Below are 15,402 nucleotides of genomic sequence, written 5' to 3' on the forward strand. Positions count from 1 at the left end.
ACAATCCGGTCCGGACAACGGATTGCGTGGGTTCCGCCCCAACAGGGGGCTGTCCGCGCGGTGGCGTGCTCCAGACCCGGAGCGCTGCCCGAAAGAACGTTAGGCCGGCAGCCCACCCAGCCGTCAGAGCAGTACGGGGCCGCCGGTGATTCCTGGATCGAAATGGGCCAGCCAGCGCACCTGCGCAGGACCGGTCCGGCACGGAGACAACCATGCAGCACGCAGTTCCCTCGCAGCACCGCCCGGGCACACCACGCCTTCACACCCGCTTTACCCGCTCGCTGTTCGGCCAGGTGCTGATCGCCCTGGTGATCGGCACGGCACTCGGCCTTGCCTTCCCCGAGTTCGCCGCCAAGCTCAAGCCGCTCGGCGACGCCTTTATCAAGCTGATCAAGATGCTGATCGGCCCGATCGTGTTCTGCGTGGTGGTGGCCGGCATCTGCGGCGCCGGCGAGCTGAAGAAGGTTGGCCGCGTCGGCATCAAGGCGGTGGTGTATTTCGAGATCGTCACCACCATCGCGCTGGCGCTGGGCATCCTGCTGGCTTATGTGTTCCAGCCCGGCGTCGGCATGAACGTGGATCCGCGCTCGCTCGACGCGTCGGCCATTGCCGGCTTTATCGACAACGCCACCAAGGTCAAGGACCAGGGCACCGTCGACTTCCTGCTCAAGCTGATTCCCAATACCGTGTTCGGCGCCTTTGCCAACGGTGACGTGCTGCAGGTGCTGCTGGTGTCGATCTTGTTCGGTTGCGCGCTGTCGCTGGTGGGCGAGCCGGGCCGGCCGCTGGTCAGGCTGATCGACACCTTCTCGCACACGCTGTTCAAGATGATGGGCTTCATCATCAAGCTGGCGCCGCTGGGCGTGCTGGGGGCGGTGGCCTTTACCGTGGGCAAGTACGGCATCGGCTCGCTCAAGCAGCTGGGCTTCCTGGTGTTCCTGTTCTACGGCGCGGTCATTATCTTCGTGCTGGTGGTGCTGGGCACGATCATGCGCGTGTGCGGCTTCTCGGTGATCAAGCTGATCCGCTACCTGCGCGCCGAGCTGCTGGTGGTGCTGGGCACGGCCTCGTCCGACAGCGTGCTGCCGCAGGTGATGAAGAAGCTGGAGTTCATGGGTATCAAGAAGTCGGTGGTGGGCCTGGTGATCCCGACCGGCTACTCGTTCAACCTGGATGCGTTCTCGATCTACCTGACGCTGGCGGCGGTATTCATCGCGCAGGCGACCAACACGCCGCTGGCGTTGGGCGACCTGCTCGGCATCCTGGCGGTGGCGCTGGTCACCTCCAAGGGCGCGCACGGCATCCCGGGCTCGGCCATCGTGATCCTGGCGGCGACGCTGTCGGCGCATCCGGCAATCCCGGCGATCGGCCTGGTGCTGGTGCTGTCGGTGGACTGGTTCATCGGCATCGCGCGCGCGCTCGGCAACCTGATCGGCAACTGCGTGGCGACCGTGGTGGTGGCGGCATGGGAAAAGGATATCGACCGCGAACGGGCGCGCGGCGTGCTCAACGGCACGATCGAGGCGACCGACCTGGATGCCGGCCTCGCCGCCATGGCGGATGACACTGCTGTGGCCGGTTCGCCCGCCGCCGTGCCGGGGGCTGCCGCGGGACGCTAGAATCACGGCATCTCCCCCAACGCGCAGCCCCTGCGCAAGTGCGCTGCCATGCCCGAGCATATCGATCCCGACATGACCGCTGAAGCGATCGCTGACGACATCGTCGCGGCGATCGTCTCGCACCGCCTCCCGCCCGGCACCAAGCTGCGCGAGGAGGCGCTGGCCAGCGTCTACCGCGTCAGCCGCACCAAGGTGCGCGCGGCGCTGCTGATGCTGAGCAAGGACAAGGTCATCCAGATCGTGCCGGACAAGGGGGCGTTCGTCGCCAAGCCCAGCGCGGAGGAAGCGCGCGAGGTCTTCGCCGTGCGGCGCATCCTGGAAGCGGCGCTGGCGCGCGAGTTCGTCGCCAGGGCAACCGCGGCCGACTACAAGCGCATCGACAAACACCTGGCCGCCGAGCGCAAGTCGCTCGGCGGCAACGACGCGCAGATCCGCACCCGGCTGCTCGGCGATTTCCATATCGTGCTGGCCGAGGTGGTCGGCAACGGCGTGCTGACCGAGATGATGCGCGAACTGTCCGCGCGCAGCGCGGTCATCACCATGCTGTACCAGTCCCGGCGCGATGCGGCATGCTCGTCGGACGAGCATCGCGAATTCATCGAGGCGGCGCGCGCGGGCGATGCCGAGCGCGCCGTCACGCTGATGGTGGACCACCTCAGCCATGTCGAAAGCGCGCTGCATTTCGAGGAAACGGCGCCGGTGGCGCGAGGCAAGGACCTGGTCGCGGCGCTGCTGGCGTAGGACCAGGGCTGGCCGTTGGCCAGCGCTTGACGTGAGTCAAAGCGGCCTGTGCCGCGCCCGGGCACACTTGTCCTCGCCATGAAGACGCGGGGGCGCACTTCATGAGCACTCCGCCTTTCGCGCATCATCGCCGGAAGGCCGCCCGCACGCTGCAACGGTGTGCGGGCTTTCTTTTTTCTGAGGGCTGGCTTTTGCGGCGCCGAGCATCGTTGGCCCGCGGGTCCTCGCGACCAATGCCGCAGCGCGGCAAATTCCCTTTCCCGCCAATCACTTGCGCAAGCGCGCGCGGCTGCAATGCCGTGCGGGATCGCGCACATTGACGCACGACTTCCCTCTCATCGCTGACGAAACGCGGTCATAACCGAATGCATGCTTCGGGTTAGGATCGCGAGGGCCCAACACAGAGGCCGGCGCCGCGGCATCGCCGCGGACGCGCACCAGAACAACCGTCATGGAGACCCATCATGCGTGATCGCACTGCGCCCGCGCGGCCGTCCGGCCTGCGTTCGCACCCTCTCCCGGTTTTCGTTTCCTGAGCGGCACCTTCGCAGGCACCCTGCCTGCGGATGCAGACGCCCCTCGCATTGCCTGACCATCGATCAAAAGGACGACCCATGCCCAGTGCCTTCCGCGCAGACGCCTTTGCCGGCAAAACCGTTTTCATCGCCGGCGCTTCTTCCGGCATCAACCTCGGCATCGCGCACGGCTTCGCCCGCGCCGGCGCGAAGCTGGCGCTGATCAGCCGCACCGAGGACCGCATCCGGGCCGCCGCCGACGGCATCGCCGCCGCGGGCGGGACCGCGATCGGCATGGCGGCCGACGTGCGCGACTATGCCGCGCTGGAGGCGGCACTGGCGCGCACGCGCCAGGAGCTGGGTCCGATCGACGTGGTGATCTCTGGCGCCGCCGGCAACTTCCTCGCGCCGGTAGTTGGCATGTCGGCCAATGCGTTCAAGACCGTGGTCGACATCGACCTGCTCGGCACCTTCAACGTGTTCCGCGCCAGCTTCGATTACCTGAGCAAGCCGGGCGCATCGCTGATCGCCATCACCGCGCCGCAGGGCGTCAACGCCATGATGTTCCAGGCCCACGCCTGCGCCGCCAAGGCCGGCATCAACATGCTGATCAAGTGCCTGGCGATGGAATGGGGCCCGGCCGGCGTGCGCGTCAACGGCATCTCGCCCGGCCCGATCGCCGATACCGAAGGCATGGCGCGGCTGGCGCCGACGCCCGAAGTGGAGGCGCGCTACAAGGCCCGGCTGGCGCTGCGCGACTACGGCACCAAGGACGATATCGCAGATGCCGCCATGTACCTGAGCAGCGACAACGCGCACTTCGTCACCGGCACCATCCTCGACTGCGATGGCGGCAGCAAGCTGGGCGACGCGTCGGCCGATGCGCTCAAGCCCATGCGCTGAGACAAGACCCAAACCACAAAAGCATCCACAACGATTCATGGAGATCCGACAATGACAGCTTCCGTGCTCTACCAATCCAGCGCAGGCGTGGCGACGCTGACCCTGAACCGCCCGGACGTGCTCAACGCGATGAACGCCGACCTGATGCGCGAGCTGCGCGAAGGCGTGGACCGCGCCGCGGCGGATGCCGAAGTGCGCGCCGTGCTGATCACCGGCGCCGGACGCGGCTTCTGTGCCGGCGCCGACCTCGCGGCGCGCCAGTCTGGCGGCAACGGCCTGCAGGATTCCGGCCAGATGCTGCGCGAGCGCTATCACCCGATCATCCTGGCGCTGCGCCAGATGCCCAAGCCGGTCATCACCGCGGTCAACGGCGTGGCCGCCGGTGCCGGCATGAGCCTGGCGCTGGCCGGCGACGTGGTGCTGGCGGGCCGCTCGGCCAGCTTCCTGCAGGCGTTCTCCAAGATCGGCCTGATCCCCGATGCCGGCAGCACCTACTTCCTGCCGCGCTACGCCGGCGAAATGCGCGCCCGCGCGCTGGCCATCCTGGCCGAGAAGATCGACGCCGAGGAAGCGCACCGCATTGGCCTGGTGTGGAAGGTCCATGACGATGCCGCGCTGCAGGACGAAGCCGGCAAGCTCGCGCACCACCTCGCCAGCATGCCGACGCTGGCCTACGGCATGATCAAGGAAGCGCTGAACCAGAGCTTCGGCAACGACCTCGCCGCGCAGCTGGAAGTTGAAGCCACGCTGCAGTCGCGCGCCAGCCGCAGCGAAGACTGCAAGGAAGGCGTCGCCGCCTTCGTCGAGAAGCGCAAGCCGCAGTTCAAGGGCCGCTGAGCAGCGTCCTCGCCCTTTCCGGCACATTTGCAACACATTTGCAGCACCCCGGCGACGGCCGTCGCCGGGGCATGGGAAACAGCACCTGGAGACGCATCATGCTTGGCCTCATGCAAGACCGTCCGTTGTTGATTTCTTCGCTGATCGAATACGCCGCGGCGTACCACCCGAGACAGGAGATCGTCTCGCGCACGGTCGAGGGCGATACCGTGCGCAGCAACTATGAAACCGTGCACCGCCGCGCACGGCGCGCCGCCAATGCGCTGGCCGCGCTGGGCGTGCGGGCGGGCGATCGCGTCGGCACGCTGGCCTGGAACACGCACCGGCACCTGGAGCTGTACTTCGGTGTGTCGGGATCGGAGGCGGTGCTGCATACCATCAATCCGCGCCTGTTCCCCGAGCAGGTCGCCTACATCATCAACCACGCCGAAGACCGCGTGCTGTGCTTCGACACCACCTTCGCGCCGCTGGTCGCGCAGCTCGCACCGCAGCTCGCCGGCGTGCAGCACTACGTGGCGCTGACCAGCCGGGCGCAGATGCCGGCAGTGGCCGCCGCCGGACTGCCGCAGGCGCTGTGCTACGAAGACCTGCTCGATGCCGCCGGCGAGCACTACGCCTGGCCGCAGTTCGACGAGCGCACCGCGTCGTCGCTGTGCTACACCTCCGGCACCACCGGCAATCCCAAGGGCGTGCTGTACTCGCACCGCTCGACCGTGCTGCACAGCCTCAAGGCCTGCGCGGCCGATACCTTCGGCGTCGGTCCCGACAGCAGCATCCTGCTGATCGTGCCGCTGTTCCACGCCAATGCCTGGGGCCTGCCCTATGCCTGCGCCATGAACGGCGCCAAGATGGTCCTGCCGGCGCAACACCTCGATGGCGAGAGCGTCTACCGCCTGCTGCGCGACGAGCGCGTCAACTACTCCACCGCTGTGCCCACGGTGTGGCTGATGCTGTTCCAGTACCTCGATGCGCATCCGGAGATCGATCCTTCGCAACTCGCGCTCAAGGTTGCGGGCGTGGGTGGCTCGGCCGTGCCCGCCGCGATGATCGAGCGCTTCGACAGGCAGTTCGGCGCGCGCCTGATGCAGGGCTGGGGCATGACCGAGACCAGCCCGATCGGCGTCATCAATACCCTGCTGCCGCAGCATGCGGAACTGGACGACGCCGCGCGCCTGAAGGTGCAGCTAAAGCAGGGCCGCGCGCTGTGGGGCGTGGACCTGCGTATCGAGGACGATGCCGGCAATGTGCTGCCACATGACGGCGTTGCCTTTGGCCGGCTCAAGGTGCGTGGCCCGTGGATCGCCTCCGGCTACTTCAAGGCGGAGCGTGACGCGCTCGATGCCGGCGGCTGGTTCGATACCGGCGACGTCGCCACCATCGACGCCGACGGCTATGTGCAGCTGGTGGACCGCGCCAAGGACGTGATCAAATCCGGCGGCGAGTGGATCTCGTCGATCGACGTGGAGAACGCCACCATGGGCCACCCGGCCGTGGCCGAGGCAGCGGTGATCGGCGTGCCCCATCCCAAGTGGCAGGAGCGCCCGCTGCTGGTCGCGGTGAAACGCCCGGGCCACGAGGTCAGCGCGGCCGAGCTGCTCGACTACCTGGGCGGCAAGATGGTGCGCTGGTGGGTGCCCGACGACGTCGTCTTCGTCGACGCGCTGCCCCACACGGCCACCGGCAAGCTGCTCAAGGTAAAACTGCGCGACACCTATCGCGACTATGTGCTGCCGACCGTCGACACGGCCCGCAGCGCCTGAACCGACAACACCAACCCAGGGAGCCCGCGCATGAGCGCCAGCAGCAATGAACGGATCATCGTCACTATCGAAGGCGGCGTCGCCGATGTCCGCCTGAACCGTCCCGACAAGATGAATGCGCTCGACCAGGAGATGTTCGACGCGCTGATCGAAACCGGCGAGCAACTGGCCCGCACGCCGGACCTGCGCGCCGTGGTGCTGTCGGGCGAAGGCCGCGCGTTCTGCGCGGGCCTGGACATGGGCCGCATGGCCGGCATGCTGTCCGGCGATGGCGGCAGCAGCGAAAGCGACAGCATTGGCGGCGGGCGGCTCGGCAAGCGCATCCACGGCATTTCCAATCGCCCGCAATATGCCTGCATGGTGTGGCGCGAGCTGCCGGTGCCGGTGTTCGCGGCGGTGCACGGCGTGGCTTTCGGCGGCGGCCTGCAGGTGGCGCTGGGCGCGGATGTGCGCTACGTCGCGCCCGATACGAAGTTATCGGTGATGGAGATGAAGTGGGGCCTCGTTCCCGACATGGCCGGCATGGTGCTGACGCGCGGGCTGGTGCGCCCCGACGTGCTGCGCGAACTGGTCTATAGTGCGCGCGTGCTCAGCGGCACCGAAGCGTGCGAGCTGGGGCTCGCCACCTACGTCGCCGACGACCCGCGCGCCGCGGCGCTGGAAGCGGCGCGCCAGGTAGCGCAGAAGAACCCGGATGCGATCCGTGCGGCCAAGCGGCTGATGGCGGTGGTCGAGCGCGGCGACAATGCCGCCATCCTGCAGGCCGAGTCGGACGAGCAGGACCGCCTGGTCGGCTCGCCCAACCAGCGCGAGGCGGTGCTGGCCAACATGGAGAAACGCGCGCCGCGTTTTGACCCGCCTTCGGCTCAACGGTGGCGCCGTCGGCGCCACCACCTCGCATAGACCGCCGCATAGACCGTCACGTTGACCACCAGCACAATCAGGCCAAGCCAAAGCTGCACGGCAGGCGTCAGGCCCGCCGGATAGATCAGCGGCAACAGGTAGCGCTCGACAAAGCCCTCGCTGTAGCCCGCCTCCCCCGCGGCACGGCGCAGCGCATTCTCCAGCGGCGTCAGCGGGCAGATCCAGCCGGACCACTCGATCACCACGCCCCACGCCGCGGCCGGCAGGTGTACCCATGCCAGCCGGGGCCAGCGCAGCACCAGCAGGCCGCCGGCCACCGCGAACACGATAAACAGGCCGTGCACGATGACGACGAGGTCGGCCAGCCAGGCTGCCATGGCATCGCGCGCAAAGGCCCTCAGTCGCCGTTGCCGCCGGCCATCCAGTAGCCGGGACGCGCGAACTGCGCTTTCAGGTGCTCGATAAAGAAGCGGATCTTGGCCGGCACCGGGCGCTGCTGCGGGTACACCGCGAGGATGTCATAGTCGGGCAGCGCGTATTCGTCGAGCACGGTAATCAGCTCGCCGCTCTCCAGCTGCGGCAGGATTTCCCAGGTCGAACGCCACCCCAGCCCGAGTCCCTCGCCAGTCCAGCGGTGCAGCAGCTCGCCGTCGTTGCAGTCGAGGTTGCCGTTGACGCGCACCGTCACGGCCTTGCCGTTCTGGCTGAAATACCAGCCGCGCTGCTGGCCGCCCTGCAGGTTGAAAGCCAGGCAGTTGTGGTGCTCGAGATCGTCCAGCGTCTGCGGCACGCCGTATCTGGCAAAGTACGCGGGTGTGCCACACACCACGCGCTTGTTCTGCGCCAGCTTGATCGCGACGAAGTTGGGGTCGATCGCGCCGCCGATGCGGATGCCCACGTCATAGCCCTCGCGCACCAGGTCGACCACGCGGTCGGTCAGGTTGAACGAGATCTGCACTTCCGGGTTCGCGGCCAGGAAGGCCGGCGCGTGCGGCGCCACGTGCTTGCGGCCGAACGCGGCCGGCGCCGACACGATCAGGTGGCCGGTGGCCTTGTGCTTGCCTTCGGCGATCAGCATCTCGGCGCGGTCCAGATCGGCGAGCGCCTTCTTGCATTGCTCCATGAACACCGCGCCCTGCTCGGTCACGGCGATGCGGCGCGTGGAGCGGTGCAGCAGCTTGACGCCGATGCGCGCTTCCAGCGCGTTGATGCGGCGGCCGATCATCACCGGCGTGACGTTCTGCGTCAGCGCCGCGGCCGCCATGCTGCCGTGCTCCACCACGGCGATAAAGGCTTCGATTTGCTTGAGTTTGTCCATCGGATATCAGTCTCCCGGGCGCCATTGTGCGGCATCGGCGCCGCCGTGGCATCCCGGCTGCGCTTATGAAGCGGATCGGGCCCGGCGCATGGCGGGCGGCGCATCGCGGCGCTTGCGGGCACAATGCCGCACTTCACGGCTGAATTCTGCACACGCGTGCGTCATCAGGTCGACCGAGCGATAGACCAGGAATACGCGGAAATCCGGCAGCTCGTCCTGGATCGGCAGCGGCACCAGCTGGTCGCTGGCCAGTTGCAGCGGGCCGCCGGTGCCGTGGAAGACAAAGTCCGACCACATGCTGATCAGGTCGGTGCGCGTGGCCAGCTGCAGGCCGAGCAGGTTCGATGCGCTCTGCACCACCCGGCGCGGCATCTCCATCCGGTGCAGCCGCATCAGGCTGGCGAGCGGGCTGCCGGCATCGTCGACCGGGTCCAGCACCAGCCAGTCGGCGTCCAGCAGCGGCCGCAGCCGGCGCGTGCGGCGCAGCGGGTGGCCGGCGCGCACGGCCAGCTTCATGCCGACCGAGAACAGCGGCTCCCATTGCAGCGAGGCCGAGCCGGGGCCGCTGTTGGTCGAGATCAGGCCGAGGTCGAGCCGCCCTTCGCGCAGGCCTTCCTGGATCTGCTGGGGGCGCAGCTCGAAGCCGCGCAGCGCGACATTCGGGAAGCGCTGCCGGAACGCCGCGATGGCCGCCGGCAGCGGGCCGCTGGAGGCCACCGCGGTGAAACCGATGTTCAGCTCGGCCTCTGCATGGCCGCGAATCGATTCGATGTCTTCCAGTGCGTGCCGCAGCTCCTGCTCGACCACGCTGGCGCGCTTGACCAGCGCCAGGCCGTAGGCGGTCAGGCTGACGCCGCGCACCGAGCGCGACAGCAGCGTCACGCCGAGCTCGCGCTCCAGCTCGGCGATGGCCTTGGACAGCGCCGGCTGCGAGATATGCAGCGCGCGCGCCGCTTCATGGATGCTGCCGTGCTCGGCCACGGCCAGCAGGACCCGCAGTTGGTGCAGCTTCATCGTATCCGTTTCCTGTTCCAGCATGCTGTGCGCAATGCCCCGGCGCGGGGCGATACGCCCCATCCGCGGGCGCAAACCCGACGCGCGTCGCAGCCCGCACTTCCTGCCCTTCCCCGCTGCGGCCAAGGCTATACCGGCATCCTTCAGTAGTTTTACCGATACCCGAACGACACCGGTTATGACGGTGATTCGATCTGGTTATCAGGATGAAAATATATGATTTTTTGTCCCGGTCCGTTTGCCTGAATACTCAGCGCCACAGGTTGCCAACCTGACTGCCGCGCGAGCCGCTCCTGCTCACCGGGCCCCGAAAACACCGGTCCGCCGTGCGTGCAGCCCCCCACCAGTTCGTGGAGACCTTGCATGAACGACGCCACCTTCGCGACGCCTGCCAGCGTCACGGCCGCCCCCGCCAGCACACCTCGCAACCAGAGCCAGTTCCGCCTGATCGCGGCCTGCTCGCTGGGCAATGCGCTGGAGATGTTCGATTTCACCGTCTACAGCTTCTTCTCGCTGCTGATCGGCAAGCTGTTCTTTCCCTCCGACAGTCCTTACGGCTCGCTGCTGCTGGCCGTGGCCACCTTCGGCATCGGCTTCGTGATGCGCCCGCTCGGCGGCGTGGTGATCGGCAGCTACGCCGACCGGCGCGGCCGCAAGGCGGCGATGACGCTGACCATCGGCCTGATGGTGCTGGGCACGCTGTGCATCGCGCTGGCGCCGCCATATGCGTCGGCCGGCATCGCCGGCTCGCTGATGATCGTCGCGGGCCGCTTGCTGCAAGGTTTTTCGCTCGGCGGCGAGATCGGTGCCTCGACCGCGATGCTGATGGAGGCGGGCGGGGTCAAGGGCCGCGGCTGGCGCGTCAGCTGGCAGCTCGGCAGCCAGGGGATCTCGGCGCTGCTGGGCGCGTTGACGGGCGCCACGCTGTATGCCGTGCTGCCGACCGCGTCACTGGAAAGCTGGGGCTGGCGCCTGCCCTTCCTGGTCGGCCTGCTGATCGCGCCGGTGGGGCTGTATATCCGCGCGCACCTCGACGAAACCCACCAGGCCGACGCCCACGCGCCGAGCCCGCTCGGCGAGCTGTTCCGCAACCACTGGGCCACCGTGCTCAAGGGCATTTTTGCAACCACGGCCGGCACCGCGACGATGTATCTGGTGGTGTTCTTCATGCCGACCTACATGATCCGCGTGCTGCATATGCCGGCGTCGCTGTCGTTCCTGTCGGGCTGTGTCACCGGACTGACGCTGACGGTGGTGTCGCTGCTCGCCGGCCGCCTTGCTGACCGCCTGGTCGCGCGCAAGCCGCTGGTGGTGGCATCGCTGGTGCTCAGCATGCTGGCGGTATACCCGGCGTTCTGGCTGATCAATGCCTATCCGAGCGTGCCGCTGGTGCTGTGCGTGTCGGCGCTGCTAACCGCACTGGTCAACCTTGGCACCACGCCGATGTTCCTGATGATGCTGGAGATGCTGCCCGCCGGCGTGCGCGCCAGCGGCCTGTCAGTGATCTACAGCGTGGGCGTGACCGTGTTCGGCGGCTCGTCGCAATTCATTGTCACGTGGATGCTGGCCCGCACCGGCAACCCGATGTCGCCGGCCCTTTACATGCTGGCCTGCGGCGTGATCACGCTTCTCGCCGTGCTGCGCATCCGCGAGATGCGCGCCCACTGAGCCGCGCCCACTGAACCCCTTCATTTTCGGAGACCGATCCCATGACCCGCGCACCGACACTCCAGCCATTCCAGTACCTGCCGCACCTGCTGCCGGCCATCGGCATCGACGCCGAGACTTTCGTCGGCATCCGCCGCCAGATCCATGCGCAGCCTGAGCTGGGTTTCGAGGTCGGCGCGACCAGCAGGCTGGTGGCAACGCTGCTGGCCGAATGGGGCTACGAGGTCCACACCGGCATTGGAAAGAGCGGCGTGGTCGGGCAACTGAAGCGCGGCAGCGGCTCGCGCCGCCTCGGCATCCGCGCCGACATGGACGCGCTGCCGATCACCGAAGCGACCGGCCTGCCCTACGCCAGCAGGGTAGCCGGAAAAATGCATGCGTGCGGCCACGACGGCCATACCGCGATCCTGCTGGCGGCGGCCAGGGCAATTGCCGACAAGCCCGATTTCGACGGCACGCTCAACCTGATCTTCCAGCCCGATGAAGAGAACCTGTGCGGCGCGCGCGCGATGATCGAGGACGGGCTGTTCGAGCGCTTCCCCTGCGATGCAATCTTCGCGCTGCACAACATGCCGGGCGTGGCGGCGGGTTCGTTCCGCGTGCTGCCAGGGCCGGTGAGCCTGTCGTCGGACGTGGCCGACGTGACCGTGCGCGGCGTGGGCGGCCACGGCGCGATGCCGCACCGCGCGCGCGACCCGATCGCCGCGGCGGCGGCCATCGTCACCGCGCTGCAGACGGTGGTGGCGCGCAACGTCGCGCCGGACGATACCGCGGTGGTGTCGGTCGGCTTTATCCGCGGCGGCGCCACGCACAACGTGATTCCGGAAGCCGTGACGCTGGGCCTCAACGTGCGCGCCGCGCGGCCAGAGACGCGCGCGCTGGTCGAACAGCGCATCCGCGAGATCGTTGCGCTGACAGCACAGGCGCATGGCGTGGAAGCGGAGATCGACTACCGCCAGCTGACGCCGCCGATGGTCAACGCCGAAGCTGAAACGCTGCTGGCACAGCGCGTCTGCACCGAGCTGGTCGGCGCGGACAACGTGGTCACGCAGGCGCCGAAGGGACTCAACGGCAGCGAGGATTTCGCGTGGATGCTCAATGCAGTGCCGGGGTGCTACCTGATCCTTGGCAACGGCGAAGGCGAGTTCGGCGGCTGCATGGTGCACAACCCCGGCTACGACTTCAACGACGCGGTGCTGCCGCTGGGCGCGGCAGCCTGGGTGCGGCTGGTGCAGAGCTATCTCGCCGCGGCCTGATGACACGCGCCTGATCGCGCCCGCCTGGTCACGCTTCCTGCCGGGCGGCGGCGCGTTGGGCGCGCCGCGCATCCAGTTCGGCATTCATCCGCGCGGCTTCTCCCAGCACGTAGGCCAGCCGCCGCAGCGGCCGGCTGCACTGCACATGCAGGTACAGGTAGCTGGCGCCGCCGGCTACCAGCATCACGCCATAGCTCCACAGCAGCATCGGCACCATCTGCTCCGGACGCGGCAAGGTGCGCCACGCGCTGGCCAGCACCACCGCGGCGGGCGCCAGCGCCAGCAGCAGGCCCACGGTACGTGCCGCCCCTTCCCAAAGTCGCAACTGCAGGGCCACGCGCCGCTGGCGCGCTTGCAGCTGCGCCGGCGGAATGCGCGCCAGTTGCCGCAGCAGCGCGTCTTCGGCCGCGCGCTGGCGATCCATTTCCCGGGCTTGCCAGCGCAGCGGGTTGCGCAGCCTGGCCAGCAGCGGGCGCGTGCGTGCCAGCCCGGTGCCCACATAGCAAACTGCCGCCGCGGCCAGGAACGCCTCGAACGCGCGCAGCGACCACGGCGGCACCGGGTGCTTCAGCCATAGCCGCCACACGGCAAGCGCCCCGCCGCCGAGCAGGGTCGCCACCAGCGCGACGATAAAGCCGATCCACAGCAAGCGGGCCGGCCCGCCGGCCAAACCGCCCGTGCTTTCCGCTGGCGGCGCTGGCGCGCTGGAGGCGTCGAGCGCTTCAAGCAGTTCGTAGGTGGGCGGCAGCCTGGAATACATGGTCGGCGTGGGCAACGGGATGGCGCCATTTTCGCCGCTCCGGCACGTGCCGGATAGTCACCGCGACCGGCGGCGCCAGCGCGTACCCGCTGCTGCGCAGCGTGGCCGCTTCATCACACCGTATATCCAATTGCATACGCTGGCGTGCCATCGACGACCGTCTCATCAGGCTTCCAAGGCCACATTCCATACCCGAAGTATCGAATCAACTGATCGTCCTTCTGTTTATCCCGGCCGGGTTGGGGGAATAGGATCGACTCCAATGCGAATCCCACCACCATTGGAGACAAGATCATGGCAAAGATGAGAGCAATCGACGCGGCCATCGCGGTTCTGGAGAAGGAAGGCGTGACCACGGCGTTCGGCGTGCCGGGCGCGGCGATCAACCCGTTCTACTCGGCGATGCGCAAGTCGGGCAACATCAGCCACGTGCTGGCCCGCCACGTCGAAGGCGCCTCGCACATGGCCGAGGGCTACACCCGTGCCGAGCCGGGCAATATCGGCGTCTGCGTCGGCACCTCGGGCCCCGCCGGCACCGACATGATCACCGGCCTGTATTCGGCCTGGGCGGATTCGATCCCCATCCTCTGCATCACCGGCCAGGCCCCGCGCGCCCGCCTGTACAAGGAAGACTTCCAGGCCGTTGACATCGAATCGATCGCCAAGCCCGTGACCAAGTGGGCCGTCACCGTGCGCGAGCCGGCGCTGGTGCCGCAGGTGTTCCAGCAAGCCTTCCATATCATGCGCTCGGGCCGTCCGGGCCCCGTGCTGATCGACCTGCCGTTCGACGTGCAGGTTGCCGAGATCGAATTCGACGTCGACACCTACCAGCCGCTGCAGCCGTACAAGCCGGCCGCCTCGCGCGCCCAGATCGAGAAGGCCATCTCCATGCTCAACGCGGCCGAGCGCCCGCTGATCGTGTGCGGCGGCGGCGTCATCAACGCTGACGCTTCGGAACTGCTGGTCGAGTTCGCCGAGCTGGTCAACGTGCCGGTGGTGCCGACACTGATGGGCTGGGGCGTGCTGGCCGACGACCACCCGCTGCAAGCCGGCATGGTCGGCCTGCAGACCTCGCACCGCTACGGCAATGCCACGCTGCTGGCCTCGGACTTCGTGATGGGCATCGGCAACCGCTGGGCCAACCGCCACACCGGCAGCGTCGACGTCTACACCAAGGGTCGCAAGTTCGTGCACGTCGACATCGAACCGACCCAGATCGGCCGCGTGTTCGGCCCGGACCTGGGCATCGTCTCCGACGCCAAGGCCGCGCTGGAGCTGTTTGTCGAAGTCGCCCGCGAAATGAAGATGGCCGGCCGCCTGCCGTGCCGCAAGTCGTGGGTCGCCGACGTGCAGAAGCGCCGCCGCACCATGCAGCGCAAGAGCGACTTCGACAACGTGCCGGTCAAGCCGCAGCGCGTGTACCGCGAGATGAACCAGTACTTCCCGCGTGATGTGCGCTACGTCAGCACCATCGGCCTGTCGCAGATCGCCGCGGCGCAGTTCCTCTCGGTCAACGAGCCGCGCCACTGGATCAACTGCGGCCAGGCCGGCCCGCTGGGCTGGACCATCCCGGCTGCGATCGGCGTGAAGACGGCTTCGCCGAACTCGGACGTGGTGGCGATCTCGGGCGACTACGACTTCCAGTTCATGATCGAAGAGCTGGCCGTGGCCGCGCAGTTCAAGGTGCCGTATATCCACGTGGTGGTGAACAACTCCTACCTCGGCCTGATCCGCCAGGCCCAGCGCGGTTTCGAGATGGACTACTGCGTGCAGCTCGCCTTCGACAACGTCAATTCGCCTGAGCTGAACGGCTACGGCGTGGACCACGTCAAGGTTGTCGAAGGCCTGGGCTGCAAGGCGATCCGCGTGTTCAAGCCGGAAGACATCGCCCCCGCCTTCGCCGAGGCGCGCGACCTGATGGCCGAGTTCTCGGTGCCGGTGGTGGTCGAGGTGATCCTGGAGCGTGTGACCAATATCGCGATGGGCACCGAGATCGACAACATCAACGAGTTCGAGCCGATCGAAGACATCGAGGATGCCGACGAGGCCATCCTGACCGAAGAAGTGGAAACGGCGTAAGACCCTTCCGGCCCCCTGCAGGACCAGAACGCCATCCCCGCGCCAGCGGGGATGGCGCACAAAAACCA

General features: G+C 67.8%; 13 protein-coding genes. 9 read left to right on the forward strand and 4 right to left on the reverse strand.

Annotation, left to right across the window (positions count from 1 at the left end):
* Positions 1-212: 212 nt before the first annotated feature.
* From J8I82_RS24170 to J8I82_RS24195, 6 genes are all read left to right on the forward strand, one after another.
* The gene (locus J8I82_RS24170) at positions 213-1,619 is read left to right on the forward strand and encodes a C4-dicarboxylate transporter DctA (RefSeq protein ID WP_209761387.1); all 1,407 of its coding nucleotides are present in this window, start codon (positions 213-215) and stop codon (positions 1,617-1,619) included.
* Between the two features lie 48 nt (positions 1,620-1,667).
* Positions 1,668-2,360 (forward strand): GntR family transcriptional regulator, encoded by a 693-nt coding sequence (locus tag J8I82_RS24175; RefSeq protein WP_209761388.1) that lies wholly within the window; start codon positions 1,668-1,670, stop codon positions 2,358-2,360.
* Positions 2,361-2,974: 614 nt separating this feature from the next.
* Entirely contained in the window at positions 2,975-3,778 is an 804-nt protein-coding gene (locus tag J8I82_RS24180; RefSeq protein WP_209761389.1) for an SDR family oxidoreductase, read from the forward strand.
* Between the two features lie 51 nt (positions 3,779-3,829).
* Entirely contained in the window at positions 3,830-4,615 is a 786-nt protein-coding gene (locus J8I82_RS24185; protein ID WP_209761390.1) for an enoyl-CoA hydratase-related protein, read from the forward strand.
* A gap of 98 nt (positions 4,616-4,713) precedes the next feature.
* Positions 4,714-6,375: a long-chain-fatty-acid--CoA ligase gene (locus J8I82_RS24190; RefSeq protein WP_209761391.1), complete on the forward strand. Its 1,662-nt coding sequence runs from the start codon at positions 4,714-4,716 to the stop codon at positions 6,373-6,375.
* A gap of 30 nt (positions 6,376-6,405) precedes the next feature.
* Entirely contained in the window at positions 6,406-7,278 is an 873-nt protein-coding gene (locus tag J8I82_RS24195) for a crotonase/enoyl-CoA hydratase family protein (protein ID WP_209761392.1), read from the forward strand.
* Here the strand turns inward: J8I82_RS24195 and J8I82_RS24200 are convergent.
* The 3 genes from J8I82_RS24200 to J8I82_RS24210 form a co-directional block, all read right to left on the reverse strand.
* Positions 7,242-7,616 (reverse strand): DUF2784 domain-containing protein, encoded by a 375-nt coding sequence (locus tag J8I82_RS24200; RefSeq protein ID WP_209761393.1) that lies wholly within the window; start codon positions 7,614-7,616, stop codon positions 7,242-7,244. The genes J8I82_RS24195 and J8I82_RS24200 overlap by 37 nt on opposite strands.
* Before the next feature lie 20 nt (positions 7,617-7,636).
* Positions 7,637-8,557, reverse strand: coding sequence for a LysR family transcriptional regulator (locus J8I82_RS24205; RefSeq protein WP_209761394.1), 921 nt, complete (start codon positions 8,555-8,557; stop codon positions 7,637-7,639).
* Between the two features lie 63 nt (positions 8,558-8,620).
* Entirely contained in the window at positions 8,621-9,571 is a 951-nt protein-coding gene (locus tag J8I82_RS24210; RefSeq protein ID WP_209761395.1) for a LysR family transcriptional regulator, read from the reverse strand.
* 363 nt (positions 9,572-9,934) lie between these two features.
* Between J8I82_RS24210 and J8I82_RS24215 the strand changes: the two genes are divergently transcribed.
* Positions 9,935-11,239, forward strand: a complete 1,305-nt coding sequence (locus J8I82_RS24215; RefSeq protein ID WP_209761396.1) for an MFS transporter — start codon at positions 9,935-9,937, stop codon at positions 11,237-11,239.
* 41 nt (positions 11,240-11,280) lie between these two features.
* Positions 11,281-12,495 (forward strand): M20 aminoacylase family protein, encoded by a 1,215-nt coding sequence (locus tag J8I82_RS24220; RefSeq protein ID WP_209761397.1) that lies wholly within the window; start codon positions 11,281-11,283, stop codon positions 12,493-12,495.
* Positions 12,496-12,523: 28 nt separating this feature from the next.
* On the opposite strand, the gene J8I82_RS24225 is transcribed toward J8I82_RS24220, so the two are convergent.
* Entirely contained in the window at positions 12,524-13,270 is a 747-nt protein-coding gene (locus J8I82_RS24225; RefSeq protein ID WP_336620908.1) for a hypothetical protein, read from the reverse strand.
* 279 nt (positions 13,271-13,549) lie between these two features.
* Between J8I82_RS24225 and gcl the strand changes: the two genes are divergently transcribed.
* Positions 13,550-15,334, forward strand: a complete 1,785-nt coding sequence (gene gcl, locus J8I82_RS24230) for a glyoxylate carboligase (protein ID WP_209761398.1) — start codon at positions 13,550-13,552, stop codon at positions 15,332-15,334.
* Positions 15,335-15,402: the final 68 nt, after the last annotated feature.

The organism is Cupriavidus consociatus, from assembly GCF_017814975.1.
GTDB lineage: Bacteria > Pseudomonadota > Gammaproteobacteria > Burkholderiales > Burkholderiaceae > Cupriavidus > Cupriavidus consociatus.

Coding starts and splice junctions, on each gene's coding strand:
- J8I82_RS24185 (WP_209761390.1), top strand. CDS start 3,830: ATGACAGCTTCCGTGCTCTACCAATCCAGCGCAGGCGTGGCGACGCTG.
- J8I82_RS24170 (WP_209761387.1), top strand. CDS start 213: ATGCAGCACGCAGTTCCCTCGCAGCACCGCCCGGGCACACCACGCCTT.
- J8I82_RS24180 (WP_209761389.1), top strand. CDS start 2,975: ATGCCCAGTGCCTTCCGCGCAGACGCCTTTGCCGGCAAAACCGTTTTC.
- J8I82_RS24195 (WP_209761392.1), top strand. CDS start 6,406: ATGAGCGCCAGCAGCAATGAACGGATCATCGTCACTATCGAAGGCGGC.
- J8I82_RS24205 (WP_209761394.1), bottom strand. CDS start 8,557: ATGGACAAACTCAAGCAAATCGAAGCCTTTATCGCCGTGGTGGAGCAC.
- gcl (WP_209761398.1), top strand. CDS start 13,550: ATGGCAAAGATGAGAGCAATCGACGCGGCCATCGCGGTTCTGGAGAAG.
- J8I82_RS24220 (WP_209761397.1), top strand. CDS start 11,281: ATGACCCGCGCACCGACACTCCAGCCATTCCAGTACCTGCCGCACCTG.
- J8I82_RS24215 (WP_209761396.1), top strand. CDS start 9,935: ATGAACGACGCCACCTTCGCGACGCCTGCCAGCGTCACGGCCGCCCCC.
- J8I82_RS24210 (WP_209761395.1), bottom strand. CDS start 9,571: ATGAAGCTGCACCAACTGCGGGTCCTGCTGGCCGTGGCCGAGCACGGC.
- J8I82_RS24175 (WP_209761388.1), top strand. CDS start 1,668: ATGCCCGAGCATATCGATCCCGACATGACCGCTGAAGCGATCGCTGAC.
- J8I82_RS24200 (WP_209761393.1), bottom strand. CDS start 7,616: ATGGCAGCCTGGCTGGCCGACCTCGTCGTCATCGTGCACGGCCTGTTT.
- J8I82_RS24190 (WP_209761391.1), top strand. CDS start 4,714: ATGCTTGGCCTCATGCAAGACCGTCCGTTGTTGATTTCTTCGCTGATC.